The following is an 18,998-nucleotide window of genomic DNA, read 5'->3' as shown; positions in this document are numbered from 1 at the left end:
CTCACACATCGGAGCCGACTAAAGCGCTGTTAGACATGACTATAGCCAGAACTTTCCCAACTTATGAATAATAGATACATAAGAGGGAGGGCAACGATGCCTTGGAACGTAGGGATTATTGGAGCAGGGCCGGGCGTCGCGGCTCTGCATCTTCCGGTGCTGGGACGGCTGGCGGAGCTGTTCAGGGTGGTGCATGTCGCCGATGCGGGAAGCGGGCGTGCCCGGGTTCTCGCTGAGCAACTTGGTGCCGGCTGGTCGGAGGGAGAGGACGGCCTGCTGGCGGACCCGGAGGTGGAGGTTGTGGCCGTCTGCAGTCCGCCTGCTGAACATGCCCGCCAGATCCTGGCGACGGTGGCTGTGGGCAAGCGCGCCATCTTCTGCGAGAAACCGTTGGCCACCAGCAGGGCAGAGGCCGAAGAAGTCATAACGGCGTGCCGGTCCGCAGGCACCATCCTCCTGGTGGGGACCAACCATCTGTTTGATGCGGCATGGGGGCGCGCAAGGCACCACCTTGTCGCCCTCGAGGGCCGGGTCCAGACTATCTCCGTCACACTCGCACTCCCGCCGAATGACAGGTACCACCGGCTGGTCGCCGAGGGCGGTCCCTTCCAGGTTGCCCCGCGGGGGCGTCCCGACCTGGAGAATCCGGCAGTGGCGGCCGGCGTCTTGCGGCAGCTGCTAACGGGCCTTGCAATCCACGATCTTCCCGCCGTGAGGGACATTGCTCCGGGCGTCGACGAAGTGGTTTACGCGCGGGTCGCTCCGCCCATCGGCTACGTGGTGGGATACCGGGCCAGCGGGGTCCTGGTCCAGCTGGCACTCACCATGGTTCCGCACGGACCGGATGGCCTGTGGCGGATGAGCATCGCCACCTCCCACGACCGGATCGAGGTTAATTTCCCACCCGCCTTCGTCCATGCCGGAAGTGCCGCCACCCGTGTACGAAGCGCGGACGGGCTTTGGACGGAGTACCCGCGGGACCCGGAGGACGGCTACGTGGCGGAGTGGCGCCTACTTGCATCGCTGCTTGAGGGTGTGGCCCCGGTTGAGTACGACGAACTGCTGGCGGACTCGCACTATGCAATCGACCTCGCCGACGCTGCCGCCGCGAAAGTTCTGGAAGGGACGCTCCGATGAGTTCAGGAGATCGCGGGTACGGCGTCTTCACTGCACTGCCTTCCTTTGGGGCTGCTGTTGCAGAACTTCCTCTCAGTGCTGCCCTCACGGAGGACATCGGCGGTGCGGTGGTGGTAGTGCCTGGATCTGGCGATTGGTGGCAGGGCATGCTCGCGGCCCGGGCCGCGGGAGCATCAGCGGTAGTGATTGCAGACCCGGCGGTGCTCCCGCGGGAGGCCTTGGAATCCGACCCGTGGCCAGGTGACATTCCCGTGATCGTTGAGCGCCCCCGCCTGCGCCCCGATGTTGTTGCGGATGCCGCCCGAGCACGACGGGGCAGTCCGGCCCGGATGCTCACCCTTGAGTGTGCCGCTCCGGCTGCGGACCTTGATGCGGTAATCCGTGACGGCTTTGGCTGGGCCCGGTTCCTGGGCCAGGGGCCGTTGACGCTTCGATCCAGCATTGCCACCGCGCACAGCAGGATCGCACTCCTGGACTCCGAGGACTCCGCCGGGGGGTCCGTTCCGATCACGCTTGGGGCGACGTCAGTGGGGGGCCTTCACTCCGGGAGCCTGCTCCAGGTGTTGGCCCTCGGCGAGGTGAGGACGGAAGTAACAGTGGACCAGCCTGCCGGACTGATGCGCCTGGAGACGTCAACCGAGGACGGAACACTGAGGGCCCCGGACCGTTATGAATCGTCAGCCCGCCTGGGGTTGCGCAGGGCGCTTGAAGCTTGCGCCTCCGGTGAGGCCGTTGCCGATCTGGGGCACCTGCTCGAGGACATGGCCCTCACTTGGAGTCTGCTCCGCCCATAGGGCGGTTCCAACTCATGTCTAATCCCGGCATTCTTTTGTTGCTTTCAGACTAAAGTGAGGTACTATTGGCAGTGGCGTCGGGGTTCCTTCCGGACCCGTTCTCCGTGGTGATGGTACGGCGGAGGCACAACACGTCGCGTCGATGGCCCGATCGTTCGGGTAGATCACTATGCCACTTTCGCCTTTAAGACTTCGTCTCCTTGTTGTTTCCCTCCTCACGGTGTCCTTTCTCGGGGCCCTGGACCATACGGTGGTGTCCACATCCCTAGCCACCATTGCCGGTGAGCTCGGCGCGCTCAAGCTCATGAGCTGGGTTGTGGTGGGATACACGCTAGCCAGCACCGTGCTGCTGCCCGTGCTCGGCAAACTGGGTGATGTGCTGGGAGCCCGCCGGATATTCCTCGGCTCATTGGTCATGTTCCTGGCCGCCTCACTGGCCTGCGGTTTCGCCCAGGACATGGCGTGGCTCATAGCCGCACGTGTCCTCCAGGGGATGAGTTCTGCCGGGCTTCAGCTGATGTCCCAGACCATCATTGCCCGGGTCACCACGCAGCGGGAACGGCCGCGCTACATGGCAATTATTGGCGCGGCTTTCCCGATCGCGATCCTCGTTGGACCCGTGCTCGGCGGCGCCATCACCGACTACTGGGGCTGGCAGTGGGTCTTCTGGATCAACATCCCAGTGGGTGCGGCAGCGCTGGGCCTCGCGCTTATCGCGGTTCCACACCTGGAGCCGGGTCCCATGCCACGCCACTTCGATGTTGCCGGAGCGGCCATCTTCACCAGCGCCCTGGTGGCCCTCGTGCTCGCCGTAACGTGGGCTGCTGAACGGAGCGCCGGCCCTGCCACCGTTGCCGCGCTGGCAGTCAGCATCGCGGGCTTTGTTGCCTTCTTTTTTGTCGAGCGGCGCGCTCCCGAGCCCATCGTGCCGCTCCACTTCTTTGCCAACCGGACCATTGCGGCTGGCACTGCCTTGTCGGCGATCATCGGCGTCGGCCTCTTCTCCATCACTGCCTACCTGCCCACATACTTCCAGATGGCGTACCAAACCAGCGCCACCGTGTCCGGCCTCGTCCCCATCGCAACTGTGTTTGGCATGCTGATCAGCAACCTGCTGACCGGATGGCTGGCCAGCCGGACCGGGCGTTACCGGATCTTCCCGGTCCTGGGAACGTCGCTGGGAGCGGCCGGTCTCTTTGTGATGGCCGTGCTGCCCGCCGGGCTTCCGCTGTGGGCTCCCATGATCGTTATGGGGGTTGTTGGAATCGGTACCGGAGCGTTTATGAGCCTGATCGTGGCCGTGGTCCAGGGGGCTGTTCCGGCCGGCCAGACCGGCACCATCACGGCAACCATCAACGTGGTGCGGCAAGTGGGATCAACCGTGGCGACGGCGATCATCGGCGGAGTCATCGGCTTCGGTGTCGCAGCCCTTCTGCCGTCAGGCCTTGACGCCTCCACACTGACCCCGCAACTGGTCCACGCGGCGGACCCTGCCGTCCAGGCCACCGTCGCCCAGATTTATGGCGCGGTCTTCACACCCATCTTCATCGCCTTGGCGGTTACCTATGCCGTCGGAATTATCGCGGCGCTCCTGCTCCCGCATGGCCGGCTCTCCGACGAACCCGTTCCCGCTCCCCAAGCAACTTCCGAATCCCTTTCGGCCTGATCTCAAAGGAGACATCATGTCCAACCCCACTATCGCCATCGTCGGCAGCGGGCCTATCGGCTCCACCTACGCACGGGTGCTCCTCGAGGAGGTCCCGAACGCCCGGGTGGTGATGTTAGAAGCCGGGCCGCAGCTGACGGAAGTTCCCGGTGAAAGCGTCCGGAACATTCCCGACCCTGCCGAAAAGGCCCGCGCGCGGGAAATGTCGCAGGGGCCGCAGGCCGGTGCCTACCGTGAGTCGCTCGGCATCCCGGCCGGAACCGTCACCGAGGGAATGTTCACCGCACGCCAGGGCACCCACCTACTCGACTTCGGCGGCGCCGGCTCCGCCCACGCCTCATCTTTCCCCGCAGCGGCTGCGGCCACCAACGTCGGCGGCCAGGGTGCGCACTGGACCTGCGCGACGCCGGCGCCCGCCTTCAGCGAGAAGATCCCCTTCATAGCGGATGACGAATGGGACGCGCTCATCGACGATGCAAAGCAGCTGCTGCACGTCCACAGCGCCGCCTTCGCCGATTCCGCGGTGGGTGAAGCCGTCAGGTCCCTCCTTGACGAAGAGTTCGGCGCGGAACTGCCGCAAGGTTACGGCGTAGGCACCCTTCCGGTTGCCGGGGATCCCCAGCCTGACGGCTCCGTGCGCTGGGCAGGGGCCGACGTCGTCCTTGGACCGCTCATCGATAAGGACAGCCCGCTCTCGAAGCAGTTCGAACTCCGTGACCTCACCCTGGTCCGCCGCGTGGAACTGGACGGACACCGGGTCACCGGAGTCACTGTCCAGGACCTCCGCACGGGGGAGACGTCATTTGTGGCAGCAGACATCGTTGTGGTGGCCGCAGACGCTTTCCGCTCCCCGCAGCTCCTGTGGGCCTCCGGTGTACGGCCGAAGGCACTCGGGCACTACTTGACGGAGCACCCGGTCGTCATCTCCACGGTGGCGCTTGACGCCGAAAAAATGGGGCGGTACGCCACCGAAGAGGACCTCAAAGCCGAACTGGCCCGGCGTGCTCAGAACCCTGCTGACCCCGTCGCCGCCGTGAACCGCATTCCGTTCTCTGAGCCCGAGCACCCCTTTTCCGTCCAGGTAATGTACACCGAAACCACGCCCTTCCCGATGGAGCCGGGAACCCCGTACTCCGAGAACCGCTGGGGCTACGTCAACATGGGCTACGGGATGCGCAAGCACCCCCGCTACGAGGATGCTGTCACCTTTGACGACAACGAGCCGGACTACCGGGGATTCCCGAACATGACCATTGGGTACGCGCTCACCGAGAGGGAAGACGCGGAAGTCGCCCAGGCCACGGAGCGGCTCCGCCGTGCCGGGAAAGCCCTCGGCGTCTTCGTTGCCGAGCCCCGCCTGATGCCGAACGGCTCCAGTCTGCACTACCAGGGCACCATGCGCCTGGGCGAGACCGATGACGGTACGTCTGTTGCGGATCCCTGGTCGCGCGTATGGGGATACGACAACCTGGTGGTGGGCGGAAACGCGCTCATCCCGACCGCGACTGCCATGAATCCCACGTTGATGAGCGTTGCCATTGCGGTCCGCGGTGCCCGGATGGTTGCTGAGAAGCTTGGTCCGCAGACCGCCTAGGTCGGCTGCTCGTTGGGGCTCAGACGCCCGCCGGCTGTGCTGGGCTGGCCTCAAGGCACGGATAACCTGTGGGTATGAAGAACCTGGACCTCAACCTGCTGCCCCAACTGCAGGTCCTGTTGGAACTACGGAACGTCTCCCGGTCGGCTGAGAGGCTCCAGCTCAGCCAGCCGGCCACCAGCGCGGCCATGGCCAGGCTCCGGCGCCATTTCGACGACGAACTCCTGGTCCGCAACGGCCGTACCTATGACCTCACGCCCTTTGCGCAGTCCCTGGTCCCGCTGGTTGATGAAGCAATGCTTCACATCCAGCGGGCCACGCGCGTGCGGTCCGGCTTCGACCCCGCAACGAGCGAGAGGGAGTTCATCATCGCGGCCTCGGACTACGCGGCAGCGCTCATTGTGGGGCCGCTGCGGGGGATCCTGCGCGAGGAGGCACCCGGCGTCTCGGTGGACTTCGTGCCCACAGCCAAGTCCGGGATCCAGGGCCAGATGGCTGACTATTCGAAAATTGACCTGCTCGTGGGGCCCACGGGCTACCAAATGCAGGGCGCCAGCAAGCAGCTCTTCCGGGACAGTTTCGTGGCTGTGGCTGACGCCGTAAACCCCCTGCTCCAGCACCCCCGGCTCACCTTGGCGGACCTGACTACAGTGCCCCACGCCGTCGGCTATTTCGGGGAGGGAATCAGCACCCCGGCGGACAAGCTGTTCGAGTCGCGGGGCCTGCAGCGCCGGGTGGCGGCTGTGGTGGCCGGGTTCCTGTCCCTGCCGCTCCTGGTGGAAGGGACCGACCTCGTGGCGCTTGTCCCGCGGATGCTTGCGGCCCGGGCCCAGCGTGGTGCGGGGATCGTGGTGCTGGAGTTCTCCGAGGGAACGGAAGCGTCTCTGGTGGAGGCCATGTACTGGCATCCGTCGCAGGCGGAGGACCCTGCGAGTGTGTGGCTGCGTTCCGTGGTCCAGCGCTCCTGCGCCCGGCTGCACGAACTCTTTCCCGTCACGGCCTACCCGGTGACTATCCACGCGGCGGATACCACCTAGAGCCAAAGTGCCATTCCGCGCCCGGGCCATTCCTGCGAGAGTCGAAGAAACGCACTTTTCGAAGGGACCCCCTATGCCTGTCTCCAGCCAGCGCCTGGCCGGCAAAACCGCCGTCATCACCGGAACGGCCAGCGGCCAGGGCAGGGCGGCGGCGCTTGCCTTCGCCGAGGCGGGCGCCGAGGTGGTGGGCTGCGACATGGACGACGACGGCGCCGCAGCGACCGTCGCGGCGGTCACCGCGGCCGGGGGCCGGATGAGCAGCAGCCGGGTTGACCTCACGGATGAGGGCGCCGTGGCCGCATGGGCTGAGGACGTGCGCGCCAACCACGGTCAGGTCCACATCCTGTATGCGAACGCGGCCGTCACCCGCTTTGCCCCCCTGGAGCAGCTCACGTTTGCCGACTGGAAGTGGAACGTTGAACACGAGATGGATGTCGTGTTCCTGCCGGTCAAGTACTTCTGGCCGCAGCTGATCCGGGCGCAGAACGCGGCCATCGTCCTGGTGGGTTCCACGGCAGGAGTCACCGGTTCCATGACCAATGGCCGGTTGGCCCACACGGCCACGAAGGGAGCCGTCGTGGCCATGACCAGGCAGCTCGCGGCCGAAGGAGCGCCGCACGGGCTGCGGGTTAATACTGTCAGCCCCGGAATGATCCGCACCGCCGCCACGGAGGGCAACCTCCTGGCCGCCGACCACCCCATGCGGTCCATCGCAGGCAGCATTCCGCTGGGCCGGATCGGCGCGCCGGAAGAGGTGGCCAGATGCGCGCTGTTCCTGGCCTCCGACGAGGCGTCGTACGTGACGGGCGCGAACCTGATGGTCGACGGCGGCTGGTCGGCCGTGCTGCCGGGCTAGTTGGAACCGTACGCCACCTCAGCGCATGGCCTCGGAAACAGACTTTGCTCCGCCGTGGCCTGACTGGCCGCCGTCCACCGGTATCTCGGCACCGGTCACGAAGGACGAGAGCGGGCTGAGGAGGAACAGCACGACGCCGGCCACCTCCTCCACGCTTCCCGTGCGGCCCAGCGGGGTCTCTGCCAGGGTGGCCTGCCTGAATTCCGGCTTTGCGCCCGCCGTCATGGGTGTTTCGATGAAGCCCGGGTGGACGGTGTTCACGCGGATCCCGCGCGGGCCGAGTTCCATGGCCGCCACCTGGGAGAGGCCCCGCAACGCCCACTTGCTGGCGGTGTAGGCCACCGGATAGTGCGCGGTCAGGCCCGCCACGGAACCCACGTTTACAATCGCGGAGCCCCTGGCCATCAGCGGTGCGAGGGCCTGGATGCCGAGCAGGGCTCCGGCAACGTTCACCTCATAGACGCGCTGAAGGTCAGCCACAGAGGCATCCAGCAACCGGCTCCGCTGGGTGATGCCGGCATTGTTGACCAGCCCGTCCACCTGCCACCCCTGGGACTGGATCCAGGAAGCTAGATCTGCCCATCCGGAAGCATCGGAGACATCCAGCTGCCGGTACACCAGCGCGCCGGCGGAACCCGACGGCACGGCAGCCAACTCGGCCGGCACGTCCGCCGACAGGTCTGTAGCAATGACGCGGGCCCCGGCCTCCACCAGCATGCGCGCCTCGGCAGCGCCCTGGCCCTGGCCGGCGCCGGTGACCACCACGGTCCGGCCCTCGAGCTGAAGGGAGACCACCCTATGTACCGGAAGGAACCACTGAGGTAGCCCGGTTGCGCGGACGCTGCCGGGCTGGCACACGGGTTAAGGCGTTGCGGCGTTCACCCACTGTGTTTTCGATGCTGCCGATGCCTTCCACCGTCATGCGGACCACGTCGCCGGTCTTGAGCGGCGGTGGAGTCTTAGAACCGTTGCGCCCCCAGAGCTCCGCGAGGCAACCGCCGCCGCACGTGCCGGAGCCCAGCACATCGCCCGGGCGCACCACGGAATCCTGCGAGGCGTACGCCACCAGCTCGGCGAAGGGCCAGGCCATGTTGGAGAGCAGGTCCTGGCCGATGGGCTCGCCGTTGACCTCGACCGACATGGAGATCGGCAGGAACCCCTCGGTGTCGTGCAGGTCCTCAAACTCGTCGGCGGTGACAATCCAGGGGCCCAGCGTATTGGCGAAGTCCTTGCCCTTGCACGGGCCCAGGCTGACTTTCATCTCCCGGCGCTGCAAGTCCCGCGCCGACCAGTCGTTGAGCACGGTGTAGCCGAAAATGTGCCTGTGCGCCTCTGCTGCAGTCAGGTTCCGGCCGCCGCTTCCGGGAACGCGCCCGACGACGGCGGCGACTTCCGTTTCAAAGTCAAGGTCCTCGCAGCCCGCCGGGATACCAATCACCTCGCCGGTGCCAGTCACCGTATGCGGGTTCGTGAAGTAGAAAGTGGGTGCCTCGTACCATTCGGGCGCCACACCGGCCACGCCGTCGATGCTTTTCCGCACCCCTTCGACGTGCTCCTCGAAGGCCACGAAATCCCGAATGGTGGCGGGCAGAAGCGGGGCGAGCAGCTGCACGTCTGCCAGCTGAACGGCCGGGACCGAACCGATGGTTCGCCGGGCAAGACCCAGCGTTTCGTCCAGCCCGGCGTCCAAAAGGGTCTGGACGCCCTGGCCTGCGGGCAGGGCGTAGCAGTTTCCGTTGTCCACGAAGCCGGACTGTGTCCCGCCGTCGTGGTTCCAGCGTGCAATCTTGACCATGAAAAGGGTTCCTTAGGCTGTGCGGCGGGCGGCGAGGACTGAGGCGGGCGTGATGCCCAGGGCAGCGGCGTTGCCGGCCAGCACCCTGGCCTCGTCCTCGGGAGGAAGCAGTGCCTCGATTACCTCCGACACGGGGCGGTCGGAGCCCATGTCGAACGGGTAGTCCGAGCCGAGCAGCACCTGCTCCGGGCCCGCGGCGGCCACGAGGGCCCGCAGTTCAGCCGGGCTGTGGACCAGCGAATCGAAGTACAACTTCTTCAGATACGACGACGGCGGCTGGGCGCAGCCATGTGCTTCCGGCCGGACGCGCCAGGCGTGGTCGGAGCGGCCCAGACTGGTGGGAAGGTAGCCGCCGCCGTGCGCGGCCAGAACCAAGAGGCGCGGGTGCCGGTCCAGGACCCCGCTGAAGATCAGATGGGACAGGGCCACCGCGTTCTCGGCTGGCTGGGAGACGGTGTTGGCGAGGTAGAAGCGGTCCAGCCGTTCATCCAGCGAGCAGCCGAACGGGTGCAGGAACACCAGAGCGCCCAGCTCCTCAGCCCGGCTCCAAAACGGTTCCAGCCTCGGATCGGAAAGCTCAACGGTGCTGCGCTCCACGTCGGCCGGAGTGGCAGCGAACGAGCCGATTTCCACACCAAGCAGCCCGCACTCCAGGACGGCGTGCTCCAGGGCTTCCACCATCAACGCGGGATGCTGGAGCGGCACCAGGCCAAGTCCGTTGAGCCGCTCCGGGGCCAGGTCCACGAACTCCCGCACCGCCTGGTTGGCGGTCCTGGCCACCTGCAGGGCCACTTCTTCTCCTGCGAAGTAGTAGAAGTGCGACGGCGAAGGCGATACCAGCTGGACATCCACGCCCTGGGCATCCATGTCAGCCAACCGCCGGTCCAGGTCCGTCAGCTGCGGCCAGCGCTCCTTGATCATCCGTCCCGACGCGGCCATGGATTCGGGTCCGTTGCGGCGCACTTCCAGGGCTTGCTGGGCACCGAACCCCTCGGGATCAGCCTCGGCCACCAGTTGCTGCAGGGCCGGAAGCAGGATGTGGGCGTGGACGTCCACGGTGGGGGTTGGTCCTTCAGCACGGGGGGTGTTCATGCGGGTTCCTTCAGCATCGTGGAAAGGGAGTGCATCAGGCCGGGCACGTCGGCGTCGCGGACGCCGTCGAGCATCCACTGGCCGAGCTGGACGGAGGCGGTGACTACGGCCTTTGCCCGGTCCAGGCGCCGGTCGGTGAACTCCTTCCACAGGGTCTCCGTGATGTCGTCGGCCTTGATCAGCAGCTCAGCCAGCACGGCCGCGTCTTCCAGCGCCATGGCAGCACCTTGTGCCACGGTGGGCGGGCAGCTGTGGGCGGCATCGCCGATGATGACGGTGCGGCCGCGGTTCCAGGGCCCGTCGACCAGGTGGGTGGTGAACCAGGTGTAGTTGATGCGGGCACTCTGGTCCAGATTCGCACGGATTTCGTTCCACGGGCCGCCGTAGGCTGCGGCGAGCTCCGCCATGATGCGGGGGCCGTCCTCGTGCTTGCGCTCCTGGGCTTTTTCCACCAGGTAGGCATAGATGGTGTCGGGGCCGGTGGGGCAGTAGCCGGCGATGAAACAGGGGCCGCCGTAGGTGAGGTCCGTGCGGACCACGTCCTCGGGCCGCTCCACGAACGCCCGCCAAATGCCCATGCCTGTGGGCGCGGGCTCAACGTCGATGCCGATGGCCTGGCGGACCGCGGAGTGCAGACCGTCTGCGCCGATCAGGAGGTCGTAGCGGGCGGTGGCGCCGTCGGCGGTGCTGACGGTGACTGAACCGTCGTCGTCCGTTATTCCGGTGACGGTCTTTCCGTAGCTGATCTGTGCACCGGCCTGCTGGGCCCGATCGCGGAGGATGGCGGTGAGGTCGGGGCGGTACATGCCGAGTGTTGCAGGGAGGTCATCGCCGCCGGTCCGGATGTCCTCAAGGACCGCGACGACGGTGCCGGCGGGGTCCGGGGCGCGCAGGCCAAGGGTGCTGAACGCGTAGCCCTTCGCCTCGATCTGCTCCCACACGCCGAGCTGGCGGAAGACCCGCAAGGCGTTCCCCTGCAGGGTGATTCCGGATCCGAGAGTCTGCGGGGCTTCCGCCTTCTCCAGGACTTCCACACGGATTCCGGCGTCGGCCAGCAGGATGGCTGCGGTCAGTCCCGCGGCTCCCGCCCCGACGATTCCGACGTTCTGTACTGCTGCCATCGCTGACTCCTTTGTATTGACGGCGTAACTGCTTCGGTTGAAGTTGTGCTGAAAGCTACCGGAGGGCGATTACCGGAGGGCGATCGGGTTGACGGGCGACCCGACGGCGCCGGTAATGGGAAGCGGTGCCGCGGTGAGCAGGAAGTCGTACCTGCCGTCCGCTGCGCACGCTTCCGCGAGGCCGTCCGGATCCCACATCTCGCCCAGGAACAGCCCGAGGTTGGGGATGGCGATCTGGTGGAGGGGCTGGAAGGCGGCGTCGAACTCGTTGGGCCGGACCTCGAAACCCCAGGTGTCGGTGGCGATCCCGGCAATTTCGCTGCGGTGCAGCCAGGGCGCGGCGCTGAACGACAAGCCTGGGGCTGAGCCGCCGGCGTAGTCGCCCCAGCCCTCGCGGCGCACCCGGGTGTACTGGCCTGTGCGGATCACCACGATGTCGCCCCGGCCCACCTTTGAACTGGGCCCCTGCAGGTCAATGGTCCGCTGGAGGTGTTCCGGGGTGATGGCGAAGCCGTCTGGCAACTCGCCGTCGTTCCGTCCAAGTTCCGGTCCAAGCGCTCGGCCGAGGTCCAGCAGAACCCCCCTGGTGACGATCTTCGCCGCGGCAGTTTCGATTCCGGTGACCAGGTCGCCTTCGGAGGTGACCACATCGCCGGCGGCACGGCCGTTCCAGGCTTTGCCCTGGTCGAAGATGTGGCCCAGGCCGTCCCACTGCGTGGAGCACTGCAGCGGCATGGCAATGACGTCGTCAGCACCGCCGAAGCCGTGCGGGAACCCCTGGTTGCCCCGCTCGGCGTCCACGCCGGTGTCGGTCATGGTGTGGACGGGGTTGGTGCGGCGGCGCCAGCCCTTTTGCGGCCCGTTGGTGTCGAACGGCTGGGACAGCGAGAAGGCCTCGCCCGTTTTCACCAGGGCTGCTGCTTCGATGCGCTTGGCCGCGTGGATGAAGTTCAAGGTTCCCAGAACGTCATCGTCACCCCAGCGGCCCCAGTTGTTGTGGGCCTCGGCCATGGCCCGGATGCTGCCGAGCGGGTCCGCTCGCCGGATCACCGGGGAATCGGTGGTGGCCGAGTCCCCGGTTCCGGTGATTGGTGCTGATTCCTGCGTGGTCACGGCTGGCTGCTTTCAGTTTGAACTTCGTCCCTGCAGTGGATCAGCTGGGTACCCAGGCCCGTAATGGTGCCTTCCATGACGTCGCCATTCTGGAGCAGCCGGCCCCAGTGCTGGCCATTGCCGGCGGGGCTTCCGGTGAGGACCAGGTCGCCCGGACGCAGCGGCGTGATCTGCGAGGCCTCGCTGACCAGCTTGGCGACGCCGAAGATCATGTCCTGAGTGGACTCGTCCTGCATGGCGTTGCCGTTGAGCTTCAAAGTCACCTGGACATCCTGCGGGTCGCCGAAGAACTTGGCCGGCACCAGCAACGGTCCGGTGGGCAGGAAGCCGGGGGCATTCTTGGCGCGGTACCAGTCCGAGCCGATAGCCGGCATGTCCTTCCGGAAGACGTACTCGCGGGTGGTGATGTCGTTGACCATGGTGTAGCCGAACACGTGCTCCAGGGCTTCCTCGGGGGTGACCCGGAAGGCCGTCCTGCCGATGACTGCCGCCAGTTCCAGCTCCCAGTCATGGGACTTGCTGTAGGTGGGCAGGGTGAGGTCATCCGTGGCGGACGCGATCGCCGTCGGCAGTCCGATGAAGAAGTACGGCGTGCCCTGGCCCGCCCGCTTGTCCATCATGGCCGCGGTCTTGGCCCGCACCTCGTCTTCGTCCTGGCCCGGTTCGCGGTGTGCGGCGGCGAGGTCGATCACGTGCTTGCGGTAGTTCGCGCCGGTCTGCAGCACCTGGACGGGGTCCACCGGGGCAAGGAGTTCGACGTCGGCCAAGGCCACGCCGGTGTCCTCGCCGGCAGAGGCGGCCAGGGTATCGAGCTGGTCCTCGGCGGTGTTCCAGTGCTCGATCAGGGAGTTGATGTCCCCGTCCAACGGCAGGACCCGTTCGCCGACCAGCAGGCCCGCGCGGGCCTTGCTGTCACCCGATTCGTGGAACCGAATGAGTGAGTATGTTGCTTCTGCCATGACGCTTTAGCCCCGTCCCTGCTTGGCGTAGGGGTTCAGGAGGGCGTCCTTCATCTCGGGGGAAGCACCTTCTTCGGTGGCGGTGAAGCCCTCGGCCGGCGGGAAGGACTCGGTCATCGAGTGCGGCATGGCGCCGTTCTTGTAGAAGTTGTTCGAGCCCTCGGACGGCTTCCAGGTGCTTGCTTCCCAGTCCGGGACGTAGTTCCGGTAGCCGCCGGAGTTCAGCTCCACACGCAGGCCGGACGGATCGCGGAAGTACAGGAAGTTCTGCTCGCCCACGCCGTGGATGGAGGGGCCGTATTCCATGGCGGTGCCATTTTCCATCATGACGTCCGCGGTGCGCAGCAGGTCCTCGGTGGCGTCCACCCAGAAGGCGATGTGGTTGACGCGGCCGGCACGGCTGGAGGTGTCCTTGACGACGCCAAGGTCGTGTGATTTCTCGTTGGTGGTCAGCACGGAAAAGACGGTGATGGGTGCTTCGTCCAGGTCCACGAAGGCCATGACGCGGAAGCCGAGGGCTTCGTGGTACCACTTGGCGAAGCCGCGGACGTCGGAGGCCGCCACCGTGACATGGTCCAGGAAGCGGGGGGCGGCGGCGTGGCTGCTGCGGCGTTCCGGCCGGTCCGGGTAGGTGGACTCGAACCCGGCTTCGGCGACGAACTTTTCGACGTCGTAGAACAGGCGCATGTGGTGGCCGTAGGGGCCGGTGAATTCATAGGCCTTGCCGTAGCCGTGCCCGCCGGCGGTCCAGGTGCCCTGAACCCCGGTTGCCTCGACGCGCTGGGCTGCTGCTTCAAGGGCTTCCTGGGAGTTGGTCCGCCAGGCCATCCGGCCCAGGGTGGCTTCCGGCCCTTCGGTGATGACCAGGCTGTAGCGGTAGTAGTCGCCCCAGCAGCGCAGGTAGACGTTGCCGTCCACCCGGTCAATGATGCGCATGCCGAACTTTTCCTCGTAGAACTGTGCCGAGGCTTCGACGTCCGGGGTGGTGATTTCGAGGTGGGCAAGATGGGAGAGGGGAGTTTCCACGTTGAATTCCTTCTAAGTGCCGATTGCTGTGAGGTCCCTGCAGGTCTAGTAACCAGACTGAGGCAACACGGCTATTCGGTGAAGGGGCGTTTCCTGATGTCAACTATTCGTTTGGCAGATAGCTGATCTCATCAGGTCCCCCGCGGTCACAGCCGAGGCGATATTCGCCGCTTCCCGGGCGCTCCGTATCCGTTAAGATGCGCCGGCGTTGCCTCCGGCGCGACCTCTGGCGCGACCAGGGAAGGCCGGATCGGCCCGGACGGGGCAGCCCGCCGCTCCCCGCATCTACTCTTCGACAACCCCGCCTGTCGATACTCCGCTCAGGGTGTCGATGTAGTCCAGCGTTTTAGGACTGACATGCCGCACGGCCCCAAGCGCCTCCCGCAGATTGGCTCTGTTGGCGGGGTCGCTGAGCCGTCCTCGGAGATCCATTACCGTCTCGATGCCCTGACTCTCCAAGACCCGCGTCAAGTCCTCCACCTGGGCGAGGCGGCCAGGCGACGGCCAGCTGATAACTTCGGAAAGCGCCCCCGTATCGAGGCGCCGCCGGAATCCACTGGTCGTGGCGGCATCGGGCCAGGCCTCGACGAGAGCGACAACGCGAGGCCTGACTGTCTCGTGGTAGTTCTGTCGTCGCTGCAGCGAAGCATCAACAATGATGGCCCCTATGTGGTCCCAGCTACGGCTGACTTCGGTCGAGTCGTCTGTGCCGTGAGAGTCCATGTGCGCAGGGAGGTTGGCATCATCATTATCGGTAGTCATAAGTGAATACTTCCATGTGCCGGCGGTGAACGTGCGGGCGGTGACGCCTAGCGGCTGCTCACCTGACCGAACCGTTTCGCGATTGGTGCCAGCACCAGCGGGCGGGCGGCGTACCAACCGGCCGCCGTGATGGCGATTGCGGCCGCGAAGAGCCAGAAGCCGACCCAGTTCACCTCGTCGGTGCCGCCGAACATGTGGTTCAGGTTGCGGAGCGCACCGGTCGCGAACACCAGGAACACGTGGACGAGAATGAATAGCACGAAAAACAGCATGGTCGGGAAGTGGATCGCGCGCGCAACCTCCACCGGGTAGACCTTGTTCAGCGTCTTCGCGTCCTTCGGCCAGAACTCGCTCATGCGCACACCCGTGATCGCCGCGAGCGGGGCCGCGATGAACACCACCACGAAGTACATGATCTGCTGCAGGCTGTTGTAGTTCACCCAGCCGGACTCAACCGGCCAGTCGAGGGTCATGTACTGGAGGAGCGCGGAGAGCGCGTTCGGGAACGCCTCCCAGCTGCTCGGTACGATTCGCGCCCAGCGGCCGGTGGCAAACAGCAGCACCACAAAGATGAGTCCGTTGGCCAGCCACAAAATATCGAGCGACTGGTGCAGCCACAGGTTGATGCTGATCTTCTTGCCACCGCGCTTCGGCGTCCAGAACGCAGGCGGCTTCTGCTCGGTGCGCACCTGATAGCCGGAGCGAATGATGAGCACCATCAGGAAAATGTTGAAGAAGTGCGCCCACTGCGCCCACCACGGGAAGCCGGGCTCTGCCGTAGCGGGCAGGCCATACGCGCCGGGGTACTTCTCAAGGAACTCCGGCACGCCCGGCAGCGTCGTCACACCGCGCGCGGCGAGCACAAGAATCCCAGCGGCGGCCACGGCGCCGACTGCGAAGAGCACGGCGAGCTTGATCCACTGGCCCAGGGTGCGCGATCCGTAGAGCCTCGCCTCGGCCTTTGGCTTCACGGGCTTCTTAGCGGCTACCGGCTTTTCAGCGGCGACGGGCTGTGCCATTGATGCAGGTGCGGCTGTCACCGCGGGTGTACTCGCCGTCGTCGGCGGCTCGGCCTCGGCAACGGTCTCCACCACGCTGGCAGCCGGAGCAGCGGTCTCCGCCTGGGCAACGGGCGCCACCGCGCTAGCGGCCGCCACCATGCTGGTGGCCGGAGCAAGTCCAGCGGGCGGCCAGGGTTCACCACCGGGGACGCGGGGAAGCCCGCGACGCAGCGGGGTGCTTCCCACCGTCAGCGTGGCGGCTGCGGTGTCCGGAGCAGCCGCAGGCGACGTCGCTTCCGGCACTGCTGCTTTCTCACCAGCATCTACAGCAGCATCCGCGGCCGGCATGGGCGTGGCGACGGCGGCCACAACTGCGGCGGGAGCCGCGGAAGGAGTCGGCACTGATACCGAAACCTCGCCCGCTGGCGGCCAAGGTTCGCCGCCCGGCACCCGCGGCAGGCCGCGGCGAAGCTGCCGCACCACGGCGGCGCCTGCGCTGGCCGCAGGGACGGGAGCAGGCAGCACCGCACCCGGTGCCGTTGCCGGCGTCGTTTCCTGGGCCGCTTCAGGCGGAGCAGGGGGAACAGAGGGCCCGGCGGCAGCCGGTTCCGCCGCAGAAACAGGTGCAGACCGGGGTGCCGCTTCTGCAGTGAGAATGCGTGCGGGCGCCTCGCCTGCTGCAGGCCAGGGGTCACCGCCTTCGACGCGCGGCAGGCCCCGCCGGATATTCCGAGACAGAGTTGCCATCGCTACTTCTTCCGAGCCTCAAGGGCGCTAATCAGCTGGGGCACAACCTTGAAGACGTCGCCCACCACACCGAAGTCGGCGATCTCGAAGATCGGCGCGTCTGAATCCTTGTTGATGGCAACGATCGTCTTGGCCGTCTGCATGCCAGCCCGGTGCTGAATCGCGCCGGAGATGCCCAGCGCAATGTACAACTGTGATGACACGGAAACCCCGGTCTGGCCCACCTGCTGCGACTGCGGGATGTAGCCGGCATCCACCGCGGCACGCGAAGCGCCAACGGCGGCGCCGAGGGTATCGGCGAGCTGTCCAACGAGGGCGAACTGTTCCTCCGACCCGAGGCCGCGGCCACCGGCCACAACCTTCGCAGCGCCACGCAGCTCCGGCCGTGAGGTGGCGGCAACTGCCTCATCGAACGAGTCGATCCGGGCGGCCGGCTTCCCGGAGGGCGTCACCGCCAGGGTGTCCGACGCCGGCGGCTGAGCCGTAGCGCGCGCTTCGATGGAGCCCTGGCGCACCGTAATGACCGGCGCCCCAAACGTGGACGTCGAGGTCACGTTGTAGGCACCGCCGTAGACGGAGTGGTGTGCCACGACGCCCTCGTCATCACGCGACACCCCGATCGCATCGGCGGAGATCGCTGCCCGCGAACGTGCAGCGTAGCGGCCGGCAAGGTCGCGCCCATTCAGGGAATGCGAGATCAGGATCGCGTCCGGCTGCGCCTGCTCCACAGCGGCGGCCAGCGCGTCAACGCTCGGCACACCGAGCGCGGCCGCATCCGGAGTTTCCGCGATCAGCACGTGCGCGGCACCCAGGGCCGCGGCCTCCGCGGCGGCGGCGCTCCCGGTGCCGGGGGAGGCAAGCACCAAAGCAATGGGCGTGCCAGCTGCAGCGGCGGCGCCGAAGAGTCCGGGTGCAGCCTTCTCGATCTCACCGGAGGGCCCGGTTTCCACGACGACGAGGATTGCGTCACGAGGGAATTCAGTCATGTCGTACTCCTTACGCCAGTCGGTTTTCGATAAGGAAGTCAGCCAGCTTCTCGCCGGCATCACCCTCGTCAACGATCTTTACGCCCGCTGCCCGCGGGGGCTTCTCCGCGACGGTCAGCATGATGGACCGGGCAGCGTCCGGGGTGTCGGCCGTGATCCCGAGGTCTGCGAGGGTAAGCACCTCCAGGGGCTTCTTCTTCGCGGCCATAATTCCCTTGAAGTTCGGGAAGCGCGGCCCGGGAAGCGCCTCGGTTATGGAAATTACCGCGGGCAGGTTTGCGGATACCTTCTGCACGCCGGATTCAACGCCTCTGGTGCCAGATACGGCGGCCTCGCTGATCTCTACGGAGCTGAGGCCGGTCGCAAGCGGCAGGTCAAGCAATTCTGCAAGCATCGCGGGAATCATGCCGCCGGATCCATCGGTGGAGACGTTGCCAGTGATCACCAGGTCAAACTCAGCGCGACGGATCGCCGCTGCGAGGGTTTCAGCAGTCAGGCCAAGATCCGCACCCCGGAGCGCCTCGTCACAGATGTGGATGGCGCTCCCCGCGCCCATCGCCAGCCCCTTGCGTATCGTCGCGGTGGCACCCTCGGGAGCGAGGGAGAGGATTGTGACCTCAGTGCCCGCATGTGCGTCGGCGTACGTTAGTGCCAGCTCAAGGGCCCGCTCACCGATCTCGTCAATGACTGTCTCGCTGGCTTCTCGATCGGCGAGGCCTGTTTCGAGGTTCAGTTTTCGGTCCCCGTACGTGTCGGGGACCTCCTTTACTAGGACGATAATCTTCATCGATGGCTCTTCCTGTGGCGGGCTGTCTCAATGGGGGAGACACGTCGGATCTCCATTGAGTCTACGAAAGTGCTGCCCTTCCTGGCGCACGGGGCCCGTGTCGCGGGTTGCACCGCGGACGACGGCGGGACGTCCCGCCGTCGTCCGCTCCCTGGGGCAGCAACTTTTGGAAGCGGTTGGCCAGCGGCAGTGCAACGTAGGGGCCGACGTCGTCGCTTCCAATTCCTCATTGTGGCGGCCACCCAACCGCGCCACGATGTTCGAATGAGCGCTGAAACAGCGCAGGCGGCGGAGCTGAACCAAACGGTGGGTCTCCACGCTGGAGGGCCGCGCCGAAGTGCAGCGGCTCCCGCGACGCCTGATGCCAAGGCTGCAGATGCCCGAACCACAGCGCTGATCGCCCTGCTTCAGGCTGCCGGGCTGCTCGGCAAGCTCGTCCCGGCAGCGGAGAAAAGTCAGGGCAAGTGAGTTGGCGAAGGACTATTGGCCTGCCCGCGCGGTGGAGGACGAACTGCGCATGAGCAG

Annotated in this window: 18 protein-coding genes; 7 read left to right on the top strand and 11 right to left on the bottom strand. The window is 66.4% G+C overall.

Going from position 1 to position 18,998, the window contains the following annotated elements:
* Positions 1-96: 96 nt before the first annotated feature.
* The 6 genes from AC1DKQ_RS15380 (at position 97) to AC1DKQ_RS15355 (ending at position 7,084) form a co-directional block, all read left to right on the top strand.
* Positions 97-1,137, top strand: a complete 1,041-nt coding sequence (locus AC1DKQ_RS15380; RefSeq protein WP_476919481.1) for a Gfo/Idh/MocA family protein — start codon at positions 97-99, stop codon at positions 1,135-1,137.
* Positions 1,134-1,931, top strand: coding sequence for a hypothetical protein (locus tag AC1DKQ_RS15375; protein WP_476919480.1), 798 nt, complete (start codon positions 1,134-1,136; stop codon positions 1,929-1,931). Before AC1DKQ_RS15380 ends, AC1DKQ_RS15375 begins: the two co-directional genes overlap by 4 nt.
* Positions 1,932-2,100: 169 nt before the next feature.
* Positions 2,101-3,597: an MFS transporter gene (locus AC1DKQ_RS15370; RefSeq protein WP_476919479.1), complete on the top strand. Its 1,497-nt coding sequence runs from the start codon at positions 2,101-2,103 to the stop codon at positions 3,595-3,597.
* Between the two features lie 16 nt (positions 3,598-3,613).
* The gene (locus AC1DKQ_RS15365) at positions 3,614-5,191 is read left to right on the top strand and encodes a GMC oxidoreductase (protein ID WP_476919478.1); all 1,578 of its coding nucleotides are present in this window, start codon (positions 3,614-3,616) and stop codon (positions 5,189-5,191) included.
* 74 nt (positions 5,192-5,265) lie between these two features.
* The gene (locus AC1DKQ_RS15360; RefSeq protein ID WP_476919477.1) at positions 5,266-6,228 is read left to right on the top strand and encodes a LysR family transcriptional regulator; all 963 of its coding nucleotides are present in this window, start codon (positions 5,266-5,268) and stop codon (positions 6,226-6,228) included.
* Between the two features lie 73 nt (positions 6,229-6,301).
* Entirely contained in the window at positions 6,302-7,084 is a 783-nt protein-coding gene (locus tag AC1DKQ_RS15355; protein ID WP_476919476.1) for an SDR family NAD(P)-dependent oxidoreductase, read from the top strand.
* Between the two features lie 18 nt (positions 7,085-7,102).
* Here AC1DKQ_RS15355 and AC1DKQ_RS15350 read toward each other — a convergent pair whose 3' ends face one another.
* From AC1DKQ_RS15350 to AC1DKQ_RS15300, 11 genes are all read right to left on the bottom strand, one after another.
* Positions 7,103-7,879 (bottom strand): SDR family NAD(P)-dependent oxidoreductase, encoded by a 777-nt coding sequence (locus AC1DKQ_RS15350; RefSeq protein WP_476919475.1) that lies wholly within the window; start codon positions 7,877-7,879, stop codon positions 7,103-7,105.
* 1 nt (position 7,880) lies between these two features.
* The gene (locus AC1DKQ_RS15345; RefSeq protein WP_476919474.1) at positions 7,881-8,879 is read right to left on the bottom strand and encodes a fumarylacetoacetate hydrolase family protein; all 999 of its coding nucleotides are present in this window, start codon (positions 8,877-8,879) and stop codon (positions 7,881-7,883) included.
* 12 nt (positions 8,880-8,891) lie between these two features.
* Entirely contained in the window at positions 8,892-9,971 is a 1,080-nt protein-coding gene (locus AC1DKQ_RS15340; RefSeq protein ID WP_476919473.1) for an amidohydrolase family protein, read from the bottom strand.
* The gene (locus tag AC1DKQ_RS15335; protein WP_476919472.1) at positions 9,968-11,092 is read right to left on the bottom strand and encodes an FAD-dependent oxidoreductase; all 1,125 of its coding nucleotides are present in this window, start codon (positions 11,090-11,092) and stop codon (positions 9,968-9,970) included. Before AC1DKQ_RS15335 ends, AC1DKQ_RS15340 begins: the two co-directional genes overlap by 4 nt.
* 69 nt (positions 11,093-11,161) lie before the next feature.
* On the bottom strand, positions 11,162-12,205 hold the full coding sequence (locus AC1DKQ_RS15330) for a cyclase family protein (RefSeq protein WP_476919471.1): 1,044 nt from the start codon (positions 12,203-12,205) through the stop codon (positions 11,162-11,164).
* Positions 12,202-13,164: a fumarylacetoacetate hydrolase family protein gene (locus AC1DKQ_RS15325; RefSeq protein WP_476919470.1), complete on the bottom strand. Its 963-nt coding sequence runs from the start codon at positions 13,162-13,164 to the stop codon at positions 12,202-12,204. Before AC1DKQ_RS15325 ends, AC1DKQ_RS15330 begins: the two co-directional genes overlap by 4 nt.
* A 6-nt stretch (positions 13,165-13,170) precedes the next feature.
* Positions 13,171-14,190, bottom strand: coding sequence for a VOC family protein (locus AC1DKQ_RS15320; protein ID WP_476919469.1), 1,020 nt, complete (start codon positions 14,188-14,190; stop codon positions 13,171-13,173).
* A gap of 285 nt (positions 14,191-14,475) precedes the next feature.
* On the bottom strand, positions 14,476-14,952 hold the full coding sequence (locus AC1DKQ_RS15315; protein WP_476919468.1) for a hypothetical protein: 477 nt from the start codon (positions 14,950-14,952) through the stop codon (positions 14,476-14,478).
* A gap of 47 nt (positions 14,953-14,999) precedes the next feature.
* A complete protein-coding gene (locus AC1DKQ_RS15310; RefSeq protein ID WP_476919467.1) occupies positions 15,000-16,256 on the bottom strand; it encodes a cytochrome b/b6 domain-containing protein in 1,257 nt (418 codons plus the stop codon).
* Positions 16,257-16,702: 446 nt separating this feature from the next.
* A complete protein-coding gene (locus AC1DKQ_RS15305; protein WP_476919466.1) occupies positions 16,703-17,686 on the bottom strand; it encodes an electron transfer flavoprotein subunit alpha/FixB family protein in 984 nt (327 codons plus the stop codon).
* Between the two features lie 10 nt (positions 17,687-17,696).
* Complete coding sequence (locus AC1DKQ_RS15300) at positions 17,697-18,473, bottom strand: electron transfer flavoprotein subunit beta/FixA family protein (protein ID WP_476919465.1); 777 nt, start codon at positions 18,471-18,473, stop codon at positions 17,697-17,699.
* 264 nt (positions 18,474-18,737) lie between these two features.
* Here AC1DKQ_RS15300 and AC1DKQ_RS15295 point away from each other — a divergent pair, with 264 nt between their 5' ends.
* Positions 18,738-18,941, top strand: a complete 204-nt coding sequence (locus AC1DKQ_RS15295) for a hypothetical protein (protein ID WP_476919464.1) — start codon at positions 18,738-18,740, stop codon at positions 18,939-18,941.
* The last annotated feature ends 57 nt before the right edge of the window (positions 18,942-18,998 follow it).

It is taken from the genome of Arthrobacter sp. 05L421 (assembly GCF_056397785.1).
The sequence above is the reverse complement of the archived record's forward strand: the minus strand, read 5'-3'. Positions and strand labels throughout refer to the sequence as shown.

What these genes read in the sequence shown, in the direction of transcription:
- AC1DKQ_RS15380 (WP_476919481.1), top strand. Translation starts at nt 97, where the DNA reads ATGCCTTGGAACGTAGGGATTATTGGAGCAGGGCCGGGCGTCGCGGCT.
- AC1DKQ_RS15375 (WP_476919480.1), top strand. Translation starts at nt 1,134, where the DNA reads ATGAGTTCAGGAGATCGCGGGTACGGCGTCTTCACTGCACTGCCTTCC.
- AC1DKQ_RS15370 (WP_476919479.1), top strand. Translation starts at nt 2,101, where the DNA reads ATGCCACTTTCGCCTTTAAGACTTCGTCTCCTTGTTGTTTCCCTCCTC.
- AC1DKQ_RS15365 (WP_476919478.1), top strand. Translation starts at nt 3,614, where the DNA reads ATGTCCAACCCCACTATCGCCATCGTCGGCAGCGGGCCTATCGGCTCC.
- AC1DKQ_RS15360 (WP_476919477.1), top strand. Translation starts at nt 5,266, where the DNA reads ATGAAGAACCTGGACCTCAACCTGCTGCCCCAACTGCAGGTCCTGTTG.
- AC1DKQ_RS15355 (WP_476919476.1), top strand. Translation starts at nt 6,302, where the DNA reads ATGCCTGTCTCCAGCCAGCGCCTGGCCGGCAAAACCGCCGTCATCACC.
- AC1DKQ_RS15345 (WP_476919474.1), bottom strand. Translation starts at nt 8,879, where the DNA reads ATGGTCAAGATTGCACGCTGGAACCACGACGGCGGGACACAGTCCGGC.
- AC1DKQ_RS15340 (WP_476919473.1), bottom strand. Translation starts at nt 9,971, where the DNA reads ATGAACACCCCCCGTGCTGAAGGACCAACCCCCACCGTGGACGTCCAC.
- AC1DKQ_RS15335 (WP_476919472.1), bottom strand. Translation starts at nt 11,092, where the DNA reads ATGGCAGCAGTACAGAACGTCGGAATCGTCGGGGCGGGAGCCGCGGGA.
- AC1DKQ_RS15325 (WP_476919470.1), bottom strand. Translation starts at nt 13,164, where the DNA reads ATGGCAGAAGCAACATACTCACTCATTCGGTTCCACGAATCGGGTGAC.
- AC1DKQ_RS15315 (WP_476919468.1), bottom strand. Translation starts at nt 14,952, where the DNA reads ATGACTACCGATAATGATGATGCCAACCTCCCTGCGCACATGGACTCT.
- AC1DKQ_RS15305 (WP_476919466.1), bottom strand. Translation starts at nt 17,686, where the DNA reads ATGACTGAATTCCCTCGTGACGCAATCCTCGTCGTCGTGGAAACCGGG.
- AC1DKQ_RS15300 (WP_476919465.1), bottom strand. Translation starts at nt 18,473, where the DNA reads ATGAAGATTATCGTCCTAGTAAAGGAGGTCCCCGACACGTACGGGGAC.
- AC1DKQ_RS15295 (WP_476919464.1), top strand. Translation starts at nt 18,738, where the DNA reads ATGAGCGCTGAAACAGCGCAGGCGGCGGAGCTGAACCAAACGGTGGGT.